This is a genomic window from Ruegeria sp. HKCCD7559, from assembly GCF_013110575.1.
Classification (GTDB): domain Bacteria; phylum Pseudomonadota; class Alphaproteobacteria; order Rhodobacterales; family Rhodobacteraceae; genus Ruegeria.
Genome location: NZ_WVQU01000010.1, coordinates 68,483 through 79,711, shown reverse-complemented (window position 1 = coordinate 79,711; position 11,229 = coordinate 68,483). Strand labels below are relative to the sequence as shown.

The following is an 11,229-nucleotide window of genomic DNA, read 5'->3' as shown; positions in this document are numbered from 1 at the left end:
GAGGACCAAGGCGACTGATCCACCTCGTCCGAGTCCTATAATTCGATGAACCCGTCCTGACGCACAGGAGGAACAATATGTCTGAATTTTCTGAAAGACAGGCACCTTCAGAGCCTGAAACTCGGCGCGATTTCTTATACTTCGTCACCGGCGGTGCCGCCATCGTGGCCACGGGCGCGGCGGTCTGGCCACTTGTTAACAGCATGAACCCCAGTGCAGACATCTCCGCCCAAGCCGTTGTCGACATAGATCTTGAAGGTGTCGGACCAGGAACGAGGATCACTGTTAAATGGAAAGGCAAGCCGATCTTTATCGACCACCGGACTAAAGAGCGGATCGCGCTGGCGATAGCAGAAGACGATGCACCAATGATCGACCCGCAACCTGACGCCGAGCGCGTACAGCGACCGGAATGGCTGGTAGTTATTGGCGTTTGCACCCATCTGGGATGCATACCACTCGGGCAGGGCGGCAGCGAACCCACCGGAGACTGGGACGGTTGGTTCTGTCCGTGTCACGGTTCACATTACGACACGTCTGGCAGAATTCGGAAAGGCCCCGCGCCCCGCAACCTCGATCTGCCCCCTTACGAGTTCGTCACCGACACACGGGTCAAAATTGGGTGACGGCGCGGTGAACTTTGTTCAGAGGCGCGTGCCTCACCAAGTTCGTTTGTCAGTCCTCGAATATCCCTCGATCAGCGCCGCGATGCTATGTGGCGGAATTCGACATGTACCCCGCTTTCTGGAGTTTTCGAGAAGAGACCTCGCCGTCATGTTCTGAACGGAACAATTCTAATCGCTGCGCTCAACGTTTTCTGCTTCGCCCATGTTTAGACATGCCATCTTGCCTTTTGACAGGATCGCATCTGAATTGCGGGTTGAGAGGAAACGCTTTGGTCCTGAACAAGGTGCTATTTCAACCCCGTGTCAGCCGCGCGGCGATCGCGACCTGTCCCAGCGCGGCCAGGATCGCAGCGATGAACACGGCTTCGATGGCGATCATGCTGACCACCACACCGCCCACAAGCGGCGCCAGCGCCGCCGGGGCCGCAAAGCTGTTGAACCACGCGGAATAGGCCGGGCGGCGGTCGTCGGGCGAGATCTCCAGCAAATAGCCGAGATAGCCGATGGTCACCCCGTTCATCATCGCGCCGATCAGGAAGAACAGCACCGCGAAACCGGTCAGCCCCGAACCCGTGACCACAAGCAGCAAAACCAGCACCGGAGGTCCGAGACGCACCAGTGCCACTATCCCCAGCAGGCGCAATTTGCCCGCCTGGTCTCCGATGTGGCCCCAGAGCGGATTCGAGGCCAGCGCGCCGACAGTCTGCGCCGCCAACAGCGTTCCGACATCCGCCGCCCCGAGGCCGCTGCGGCTGGCGGCAACGACATAGAACGGCAACGCCATCAGCGTCGCTGCACCAAGCCATTGGAAGATCAGGAACAGCCGGAACCGGTGGTCCTGCCGCAGCGTCGAGAAACCTTCGCGCAGAAATCCAGACAGATTGGCAGGACGGTCCCGTGGCGCCCTTGCAGCGGTAGCGGGCTCACCCGCGGAGACAAAAAGCGTCGCAGAGACGATCATCAGCACCGCGCCGAGCCAGAAGATCAGCGCATAGGCCCTGAGCGGCGGCATCACGTCGAGCGCGTGTCGCAGAAAGCCCGCCACCAGAACCGCCAGAACACCGCCGCCGAAAAAGCGCCAGGCCAACATCCGGCTGCGGCGCTCGGACGGGATCGCCCGGCCGACGATGTCGTTGTAGGGCACCGCGACCACGCCGCTGACAAAGGCATAGACCGTCCACAATCCCAGCATCCCGAGCGCCAGCGGAACCGGAGGCCAATCGACCTGAGGCCAGTCGGCCCCCCACCACAGAAGAATACCGATCATCGCGACCGTGATCGCCCGCCCATAGGCACCAAGGGCGTAGAACGGCATCCGCCGATCGGTGCGCTCGGCGAGGTAGCCCACCGCGAACTGGGGCAGCAGCCAGCCAAGACGCAGGACCGTGCTGGCATAGCCCACGGCCAGCGCGCTACCGGTCAGCATATGCACCAGACTGGCCACCACCGTCGCGCTGTCCACCGCCGCCGACCCGCCCTGAAACACCGCACCAGCACCGGCGATGCGCCAAAATCTCGTGTCTTCGGGATTACGCCTTGCCATTCGCCGCCTCTGCCTCCGCCCGGGCGCGGCGGATGTCGATGCCGCTCTGCCACAACACCGTCAGGCCGATCCCGACCACCAGAAGGATCGTCAGCACATAGTTGAACAGGATCATCAGAAGGGCGGTTTCGTCCGGAACGCCAAGCACCTTGAGCGCGAACCCCGCCCCAAAGACAAAGCTCGCCGGGATGCGCACGAAACGACCCAGAACCATGGCGAACCCGGCAAACACCATCAGGAACAGGTAATCCCACGCGCTCAGCACCACGCCAACCGCCAGCCCGGCCCACAGGAAATGGGTTGTCGCCACCAGCTTACCCGCAATGGCTGCGGCAATGGCGGCGACGCGGCGGGCCCGTGCCTGTGGCCAGACGATCCCTTCACCGAGCGCGGTGCGCAGATACGCGCCATCGGCCCCGATGCGGGCGGCAGCCCAGTCGAAGAGTCGGCAGACCAGAGGGTCCTCGCTCAGAAGTGACGCGCGGAACCGGAACAGAACCCAAAGCAGGCTGCCGAAAAGCATCAGGTTCAACAGGCCCGCAACGCTCAATCCCAGCCGCAGGTCACCCTCGATCTGTGGAATCTGGCCGGCGGCGGCCACCGCTCCGGCAAAAAGGGCGAAAACGACGCCGTCGAGGAACCGGGCGATGATCGCGGTTGCAAGCACGGTCGCCATCTTCAAGCGGTCGAGCCGGGCAACCAGCCAGGCCCGGACCAGCGGGCTGATGCCGAGCGGGACAAGGACATTTGCGCCATAACCTGCCAGTAGCGCCCCCGTCAGCCGCAGGGTGCCGACGGGTTTCACGTCGAACAGGATCTGCCGCCACTTCCAGCCGCTCATCAGCTGCTCCAGCAGGATGGTGGCGGCAAGAATCGCGATCCAGAACATGTTGGCTCCGCGCAGGCCCTGCAGAAACAGCGCAAAATCGAGGCTGCCGTAGAGCGCAAACACCAGATAGAGCGCCAGGGCGGAGCCGAATATCGGCAGCAGCCACCGTTTCAGGAAGGTCCGCATTTGACATCCTCGCAACTACCAAGACCTCAATGTTTTAACCTCCGTATCATGATACGGTGTCAAGATGACGGTGACGGAGGGAGACTGCGATGCAACCACTCAAGATCGGCCAGGCCGCGCGCGAGACCGGGATAGGCGTCGAGACGATCAGATTTTATGAAAAGAAGGGCCTTGTCACTCAGCCGCCGCGCCCAATTGACGGCGGCGCGCGGGACTATGGTGGTGACACGCTTTGGCGGCTGAAATTCATATCCGGCGCTAAGAAGCTCGGATTTTCGCTGGCAGAAATCGCGGAAATTTTGGAGTTGCGCACGGCACCAAATACCGAGTGCGTCGCGATGCAGGCCAGAGCGCGCAAAAAGCGGGACGAAATTCAGGAACGGATCGAAGGGCTTGCACGGTTGAGGAACAATCTGGACGAGCTGATCGCGGCGTGTCCGGGGCGTGGTGGAATTCAGAACTGTTCGATCGTGGGCGCCATAGAACGCAGCAGTGAGAAATAGGCGCAATTCCGGCCTTGAACGGAGGGTAGCGGCGTTGCTTGCGAACCGGGTTATTGCCAAGCAGGACCCAGAACGGCAGGTGCAGCGAAAAAAGGAGAGCGAGGGTTCCGCTTCCGAGCAGAGTTTGCGCCAGATCATTGTGAGAAATCCCTGCGTCGCCCAGAAAGCCATATCTGATGAGTGTCGGAGGGTGACGGACAAGTCGGCCCTGTAAATGCGGTCCAGCTTTTATCCTACCGGTGCGATTTTATATCGGTTTAAGACAAGTTTACCCAAGAGGGAACATGACAATGAATAACCTGAGCCGCCGCCGCTTGATGCAAGGAGCCGCGGCAATTGCGTGCAGCGCGGCGCTTCCCGCCTTCGCGAAAACCGGTCCCTCAATCCATGTCCTGAAGGATCCGAATTGTGGGTGCTGCGGATCGTGGATCAAAATCATGCGGGCGGAAGGTTTTGAAGTAGGCGTGGAAAACAGTGCTTGGGAGGCCTTGAACGCTTACAAAACCGCCAATGGGATTCCGGAGGGCATGATGTCATGCCACACGGGTCGCGTGGAGGGCTACATGATCGAAGGACACGTCCCATCCGCTGACATTCGGCGCCTGCTGGGCGAACGCCCGAATGCTGTCGGACTGTCGGTTCCGGGAATGCCTTTCGGCTCACCGGGCATGGGGCCGGAAAGTGAACGCGAAGCCTTCGACGTCTTTCTGATCCGCAAGGATGGAACCACAGAGGTGTTCGCCAGCTACCCGGCCGCATAATTTCCCGATGGCGCTGGCAAGATCCTGACAAACACGGCGCTCGCTTCTGCTGCCTGGTTTACGTGACATTCTTCACGGCAAACCAGTTGATCCGTGACTTCACGCCTGCCTTGTCCTACCGGGCAAGTTCCAGCCTACGGTGAAAAAATACCTGCGTCCGCAAAGCCTGATGACCGGCTTTGCGGACAAAACCGACATCCCGGTCGCCGTATCAACCGCAGCATTTGTCGCCCGCCTGAATTGGCGGGCATGGGGCCGATCCGTAGGAACAGTAGACGCAGCAATCGCCGGGAAGTGGCTTCAGGACTTTTCCGCAAGATGTGCATTCGTAGAACCACTGGCACGCGTCTGTTGGCATCGTTTCAGGCCTTGAATGTCCACATTCCGGGCAGATGATCGTGCTGACAAGGTTCGGGTGCTTTTCACTCATGGCGTCACATCAAGGTTATCAGGAAATCATTTATTCGGATTTCGTTGAGCACGATAACCCAAGCGATGGCCGTCAACGCAAAACTGCCTGTCAGCCACCATTTGAAGCGGTCGAGCGAACCACGGCGATACGCGACGATGCCAGAGAGAAACAGCAGGGCCGTCGAACCGCCGAGCACGTAATAACTCGCGGCGGCGATCTTGCCGAATACGGCCAGCCAGCTCCCTCCCAAGCCAAGCAAAATCAAGGCCATCGGCAAGATGCAGCAGGTCGCAACGCCAAGTGCGGTAAACGATCCAAGAAAGCTTGCGCCAACAAACTTGCTCATGGTCAGCTTTCTCCGGCTTTGACGAACTCGAGCGGAAGCCGGTTCGACTTCCTCGATTTTTGCTTCGCGCGGTATGTGAAATTCGACATCATGACCGACAACATGCACCCTGTAGTAGCTACAGGTTCAAGGGAAAGGTCATCACATGATTGCGATTGGCGAAGCGGCGAGATTGACCGGTCTGTCGGTCGAGACGATCCGCTACTACGAACGGGAAGGCATAGTCGAGAAAGCCGGTCGAACCGCCTCGGGACGCCGCGCATACACGGAACGGGAAATCTCCGAGCTCAGATTCATCAAACGCTGCCGCGATCTTGGCTTTACCATTCAGGGTGCATGCGCACTTCGCGAATTGTCCAAAGCGCCCGAGCAAGCTTGTCGTGACGTCGAAGACGTCGCAACAAGACATCTCGACAACGTCAGGTCAAAAATCGCCGCCCTCCAACGGTTGGAGCAAGCACTGGCAGAACTTGTGCAGACCTGCACCGAGGGTACGGCCTCATGCCCCCTGCTAACGGCGTTGCTCAACGAGCCTATCGCCAAAGAAAAAATAAACGACACCTAATTGCAACGCCCGGAAAGGATCGAATCTGGCCAACTCAGTTTGCGGAAAGACTACAATGCGGCTCAAATCCGGCTCGCTCATCATTACCCACCCCATGCCCGAACTCTCTGCCTGTCCTCATCGCAGGCGAGAGTGACATTCCTGAATTGCTCATGGGTGACATTTGAGCTTTGCGGCTACAGATTGCGGAAGCATAAGCGAAATTATGTGCAATTGGCGCCTCTTACCTTTGTAGCCGTTAAAAGGACCAGTTTCTTAAAGACGAAGGCGTGCGGAGGGAGAAAGTTCCACCACCTTTAATCCGCTGTTTGACGCGACACTTACCTGCCCGTTGTCCCATGCGTAGACGAGCGCCACTGTTTTGCCTGTATGGGCGTCTTGCACCTCAATAATCGGTTCGCCTCTTTTTGCGCGCTCGCTTGGTTGCTGTGACTGCATTTTCGTTCCTTGGTATCCTGCAGGTCCATTCCTCAAACCCCAGCGTCAAGCGAAGGGTAGGGGACTTTCGACTGTTCGATTTTAGCGACCCGCCCCAGAAATCGAAGCGGGATATTGCTCAACTTATAGCTGAGTATCTCGGCTCGTTGACAATCGCACGAAACGAAACGACACAGGACGAAATGGAACGAAACGAAAGCGTGGAAGCCATTGACCAAGCGAGGGAAATATTTTGTTCCTCCGCCGAACAACGGCAGCGACATCAAAGAACTCTTTAAGTACTTGATGTCTGTCGGCGCTGGTCTTCCGACCGATGAGTCCGGACTACCAGTCGGGTCCTGGACGCCAGAACTTCTTGCCAGCACAATCTCGCAGTTCGAATCCAACAAAACGGGTGTAGACCTGCGGACCGTTCAGCATTGGTTTCAGGACAATGACAAAGGCATTAGCGCAGACAACATTCATTGGCTGGCGCGTGTATTCGGCTGTGACGATCCTGACGCCATCGCCGCGTGGAGGGCAGAACTCAATACCGCCAACAGGCGTTTGTCGACAAAGCGAAGAGAGATGCGGAGTGCTCAAAAGCGTGAAGCGAACCTCTCTGATGGTGCTTCCCAGAGCGGCGACCAAGCTGCGATTGCGACTACAGAGAACCGCCATTTTACATTGGAACCAAAGCGGATACCTGGACTGGCGGGACGAACGGAAGCGGTGTTCAGTGCTCGTTCTTCATTGGGCTTGCCTGCCGTCGTGTTCGCCGCCGCCACTGCATTGGGGCTGATGTCGTTTTCATTGAACATTCACAGCGTTCTTTTCGAACTTCCGACTGGTACGACAAAGCAAGTCGGGTTTTTGTGGGCACCGAATTGGACAATTGTTTTCCTCATACTTCTGCCAATCTACTTCGCCGTGTTGATCCATATGTTAAAGCAGTGGAAGGAAGAATGGCGACCTGACTTAGTGACTAGGTTGAAAACCACATCACCAAGCAAAAGTTGGGCAAGCAGGGTTACAGCAATGTCCTATGTCTGTTGGGCAGTGTTTGTTGTGACCGTTTTGATAGCCTCAGCTTTCAACTGGGTGGAAACATACCTGATCCCGTTGCTAACTGGGAACGCAGGGAACTGGCCGGTGGACTGGGGGAGAATTGCGATCTTCCAACCTGATCTGGTTTCAGTTCCGAACGCCGTTGTTTTCTCCGGGCTCGTCTTTCTTCTGAATGCTTTTGGGTCCTATCTGTTCTTTGCCGGATTGATCGTCCTCTACACGCTCACCGATGATGTCGTCGATTTTTCTGCGAGCCTCGCCCACGATGGGGCTGAAGAACAGCGGCGGTGCCTGGCAAGGATCGGCGACGCCCTGATTGTTGGAGTTTTCCGGTGTTGTTCATTGGGCCTGATGATCACCATCTTGATGAAGCTTCAGGCCAGCTTCCTGCTCTCGGACAGCAGGGAGATTGTTGGATGGTTGGCAGCCGATCTGCGAGCCCCTTTTCGGAGCAGCGGCCCGCATTTTAACGGATACGGCTTCCACCAGAATGTGCCGGGTTTCTACTACAGCTTCTTCTGTCTTCTTGTGATTTTCGCAGTGTTTGTGATCTGCACGGCCAGAATACGGAAAGCGGTTACCAGCCTGGGGCTGCTGAATGGCGAGAATGCGGAAAGCTCATCCTTGATGGCGATGTACGGGGTCCTACTCCTGTTGACGGTGACCTATATGCTCATTGGTGTGTTTCCCGGCTTCACAATCCTAATGATTGCCGCCCTGGCCTTGGCTGCATGTTTCATTGCTCGACCCACCCTTGCCCGACCGCATGTAAAAAAAACGAGAGAACTAGATGCTTAAAACGAATGTTTTGGAAAATGCCCCCATTCATCCTGAAGTGGCGGAAGGTCCATCAGATGTGCGCGCCTATTGGGCTCATGCCGATGATAATGTTCGTCTCAGGGTGGCCCACTGGCCGACAGATGAACCATCCAAAGGTACTGTCTTTCTGTTTCAAGGGCGAACGGAAAACATCGAAAAATACGGACGAACCGTCGAGTATCTTCATTGCGCCGGCTACACTGCGTTCGCGGTTGATTGGCGCGGTCAGGGACTTTCCGAGAGGCTCGCCGAAGATCCGATGATGGGCCATGTCGTCAGATTCTCTGACTACCAGAAGGACGTTGCGGCCGCAGTAGAAGCGGCTAAGTCTCTCAATCTGCCTCAGCCTTGGTACCTCATTGGGCACTCCCTTGGCGCATGCGTCGGTCTGCGTGCGATAATCGAAGGTCTTCCAGTTTCAGCATGCGCGTTCACAGCCCCCCTGTGGGACATTAACTTACCGACACTGCAACGACTCGGAGCATGGCCTCTGTCAGGCGCGTTTCAAGCTCTTGGAAAAGGTGCCACCTATGCCCCCGGTACCCGTGGCGAGAGCTATGTGCTGACAACGGATTTCGACGACAACCGACTGACACATGACCCTGGTATGTACCACTATTATCAGAACGTTTCGGAATCTCTGCCTGACCAGCAGATTGGCGGACCAAGTATGTCTTGGTTGTTCCAGGCCCTCAAAGAAACTCGAACACTTTCTAAGCTGAAGTCTCCTAGCATTCCGTGTCTCACGTTCTGTGGCGCTGAGGACGAAATCGTCGCAATCCCCGCAATCAAGGAAAGAATGGCAGGCTGGCCCAATGGGAAACTGGAGCTGATGCAAAACGCGCGCCACGACGTCTTGTATGAGGTGCCAAGTGTTCGCGAAAACGTGTTGGCTCAAATTTGTGAGCTTTTCGGCTCAACAAACAAAGACATGCCGATAGCGTCGACCTCATAGGCCGTGTTTCGGCCACGAACAGACAGCTAGCGTGTGTGTTCGCTAGTAAGGCACGAGCAAATAGTCGTAGCGGCCAAAACTGTCCGACCACTCCACACCAACACCGCGGAAGTAGCTAGGACATTGTCGATACAAGGGGAGCCACGCAAGACGCGGACCAGGTGCACGGTCGGACCAGCTGAAACTGGCGTTGTCGTCATATGTGCCGATATCCATATCCAAGCGGGTTTCGCAAGGCCCTTCGCGTTCACGTACTTTGTAGCTGTAGTGACGGACGTGCCACACCCGTATGGACCGGACCACATCGAAATCGGGAGAGGCTAAATTCACGTTTGTCAGCGTGGGCTCGGGAAGGGCAGGGGACCCAGCACCGACAGTTGCCAACAGCGTCTCGTTTGTTTCGAGGTTCATCCTTTCCGATGCATTTGTAATATCGCTCGTGGGCCAAGAATTCGCAGTAAAACTAACCTCTACAATTTGAGAGGTATTGTTATCGCTCCCGGGTAGTTCTGGAACCGGGTTGGCGCTTGATGATTTGATGGCTTCGAGGCGCTGCATGGGTGACATGCCAGTGGAACCTGATGTCACTCCCATTGGGCATCGCCAGAGTTGAAGCGGCGGTTCAACTGGCAAGGGGGTGATCCGCCGGATGAACTCGGCTCGAGCGGCATTGCAATCTGGTGAACTCGGCCACCCTCCAGCAAGGCATAAGAAGATCGCACAGTCGATTGGGTAGGCGTCTACAGGAGCGGTGAAACCTAGAGCGATAGCTGATGTGCATCCCAGTAGCTTCAGTCGAAACATGGTGTGGTCCTTTCGAGGAGCAGTAATTTCATGATCGTTTGCGCTGAATTCTGCAAAAACGTTAGATCACCTTATTTTCTGTTTTGCAAATTTAAAATTTTGCAGTATTGAAATTACCAGATCAGAACTTTCGGAGAATTCGAAAGAATGTAAGAAGTCGTCCCATAGGGGGACGACCATGCCGCACAGAAAGAACTTTCCATTGATCACCCAAGGTGAAGCACGAGACCTTGATGCATCTGGTAAGGACTATGAGTTTCGGTATGACCTAGTCGAGCTGGGGCAAAATGGGCGTCCGCAATACATTTGCATCTACCGCTATGACGGAAAGGATAACGTCCTCATCTCTGAAAGGGCGACGTCGCAAGGGGTTGTTCCCCGAAGACTGTCATTGTTCCCGGGCCTCTTCAATTTTCACAGCCGGTTTAGGCAGGGCAGTGACATTACTCTGCACAATGATCTCACCATCACGACAGATGGTGTACGGGGGCAGATCAACCTGGATTTCGACAAGGAAGAAGACGAGGACTGAGGTCGCGCCGTTTTCGAGTTGTCCTAAAAACCGAAGTAAGCAGGTCCAGCTAGCTGGAACATTAGATCAAGTCTTGCGCCGATCTGGCATTGCGATCCCACTGGGAGGGCAAGCCAGGTGAAAAAGCTTCTTTATATGGCGGCTGTACTGCTCGGCGCAGCAATCCTGGCAGATCTGGTTGGGGCTCGAAAACCGACGTTGAAGGTGTCAGCCTCTGACGTGCTCGTCATTGACGGCGATACGATTGACCATGGCGATGACCGCTACCGGCTTGTTGGTTTCGATACCCCAGAGACCTACCGACCACAGTGTGCTGCCGAAAAGGCACTGGGTTTGAAAGCCAAAAAACGGCTCACTGAACTCATCCAAACAGCCGGGCACATCTATCTCGAAGCTGAAATTGACGTCGACAGGCATGGCCGCTTTCTGGCGGTTGGCCGTGCAGGCGGAAGTGACGTTGGAAAGACTCTGATTTCTGAGGGTCTTGCACGACCATACAGCGGCGGCAAACGCCAGTCCTGGTGCATCTGATTGGAGAATAGAATGCTGCAAGAGGAAGGAAACTAATCGAGCAAGGAACGGTCCTGTCGGTTGTTGGCGCAATCGACAGGACCAGAAACGCCCCAAGCCCGGGGCATTCCCCAAACATCAAGAGAGAACCATAAGCGATGAAGAATACAGCAACCCTCGATGCTGCTCCTAAAAAGGACAGCATTTGCGCCGGAGTCAATGCCCTGGGTCCGGAACGCAATAACGACTTCTGAACGGTCTTCAGGGGTCCGATAGGCGTGCGCTCTACGCAACAACCGCACCTCATAAGACTTATTATGTAAAAACTGTTGACCTAATTGGGAGAACGGAGA

General features: G+C 56.3%; 13 protein-coding genes. 8 read left to right on the top strand and 5 right to left on the bottom strand.

The window, feature by feature from the left end; all coding sequences use genetic code 11:
• The first annotated feature begins 77 nt into the window (after positions 1 to 77).
• Positions 78 to 626, top strand: a complete 549-nt coding sequence (gene petA, locus GS605_RS18990) for a ubiquinol-cytochrome c reductase iron-sulfur subunit (protein WP_050605700.1) — start codon at positions 78 to 80, stop codon at positions 624 to 626.
• A 292-nt stretch (positions 627 to 918) separates the two neighbouring features.
• Here petA and GS605_RS18985 read toward each other — a convergent pair whose 3' ends face one another.
• Together GS605_RS18985 and GS605_RS18980 are read right to left on the bottom strand one after the other, a co-directional pair.
• Entirely contained in the window at positions 919 to 2,169 is a 1,251-nt protein-coding gene (locus GS605_RS18985) for an MFS transporter (RefSeq protein ID WP_170417937.1), read from the bottom strand.
• Complete coding sequence (locus GS605_RS18980) at positions 2,156 to 3,184, bottom strand: lysylphosphatidylglycerol synthase domain-containing protein (RefSeq protein ID WP_170417940.1); 1,029 nt, start codon at positions 3,182 to 3,184, stop codon at positions 2,156 to 2,158. The genes GS605_RS18985 and GS605_RS18980 overlap by 14 nt, the downstream gene beginning before the upstream one ends.
• Positions 3,185 to 3,273: 89 nt before the next feature.
• Between GS605_RS18980 and GS605_RS18975 the strand changes: the two genes are divergently transcribed.
• Positions 3,274 to 3,687 (top strand): heavy metal-responsive transcriptional regulator, encoded by a 414-nt coding sequence (locus GS605_RS18975; protein WP_170417943.1) that lies wholly within the window; start codon positions 3,274 to 3,276, stop codon positions 3,685 to 3,687.
• Between the two features lie 284 nt (positions 3,688 to 3,971).
• Entirely contained in the window at positions 3,972 to 4,448 is a 477-nt protein-coding gene (locus tag GS605_RS18970; protein WP_170417950.1) for a DUF411 domain-containing protein, read from the top strand.
• 211 nt (positions 4,449 to 4,659) lie between these two features.
• Here GS605_RS18970 and GS605_RS21115 read toward each other — a convergent pair whose 3' ends face one another.
• Both GS605_RS21115 and GS605_RS18965 read right to left on the bottom strand, forming a co-directional pair.
• Positions 4,660 to 4,878 (bottom strand): GDCCVxC domain-containing (seleno)protein, encoded by a 219-nt coding sequence (locus GS605_RS21115; RefSeq protein ID WP_237215937.1) that lies wholly within the window; start codon positions 4,876 to 4,878, stop codon positions 4,660 to 4,662.
• A gap of 4 nt (positions 4,879 to 4,882) precedes the next feature.
• The gene (locus tag GS605_RS18965; RefSeq protein WP_253283354.1) at positions 4,883 to 5,314 is read right to left on the bottom strand and encodes a hypothetical protein; all 432 of its coding nucleotides are present in this window, start codon (positions 5,312 to 5,314) and stop codon (positions 4,883 to 4,885) included.
• Positions 5,315 to 5,351: 37 nt separating this feature from the next.
• Between GS605_RS18965 and GS605_RS18960 the strand changes: the two genes are divergently transcribed.
• From GS605_RS18960 to GS605_RS18950, 3 genes are all read left to right on the top strand, one after another.
• Positions 5,352 to 5,771: a MerR family transcriptional regulator gene (locus GS605_RS18960; protein WP_170417953.1), complete on the top strand. Its 420-nt coding sequence runs from the start codon at positions 5,352 to 5,354 to the stop codon at positions 5,769 to 5,771.
• A gap of 648 nt (positions 5,772 to 6,419) precedes the next feature.
• Positions 6,420 to 8,054, top strand: coding sequence for an RcgA family putative transporter (locus tag GS605_RS18955; protein ID WP_171724987.1), 1,635 nt, complete (start codon positions 6,420 to 6,422; stop codon positions 8,052 to 8,054).
• Positions 8,047 to 9,030 (top strand): alpha/beta hydrolase, encoded by a 984-nt coding sequence (locus tag GS605_RS18950; protein ID WP_171724986.1) that lies wholly within the window; start codon positions 8,047 to 8,049, stop codon positions 9,028 to 9,030. Before GS605_RS18955 ends, GS605_RS18950 begins: the two co-directional genes overlap by 8 nt.
• 42 nt (positions 9,031 to 9,072) lie before the next feature.
• Here GS605_RS18950 and GS605_RS18945 read toward each other — a convergent pair whose 3' ends face one another.
• Positions 9,073 to 9,588 carry a hypothetical protein gene (locus GS605_RS18945; protein WP_171724985.1) on the bottom strand — a complete coding sequence of 172 codons (516 nt, stop codon included), beginning with the start codon at positions 9,586 to 9,588 and terminating at the stop codon, positions 9,073 to 9,075.
• Between the two features lie 424 nt (positions 9,589 to 10,012).
• On the opposite strand from GS605_RS18945, the gene GS605_RS18940 reads away from it, so the two are divergent.
• Together GS605_RS18940 and GS605_RS18935 are read left to right on the top strand one after the other, a co-directional pair.
• Positions 10,013 to 10,366 carry a hypothetical protein gene (locus GS605_RS18940; RefSeq protein ID WP_170717111.1) on the top strand — a complete coding sequence of 118 codons (354 nt, stop codon included), beginning with the start codon at positions 10,013 to 10,015 and terminating at the stop codon, positions 10,364 to 10,366.
• A gap of 117 nt (positions 10,367 to 10,483) precedes the next feature.
• Positions 10,484 to 10,897, top strand: a complete 414-nt coding sequence (locus tag GS605_RS18935; RefSeq protein WP_171724984.1) for a thermonuclease family protein — start codon at positions 10,484 to 10,486, stop codon at positions 10,895 to 10,897.
• Positions 10,898 to 11,229 lie beyond the last annotated feature (332 nt).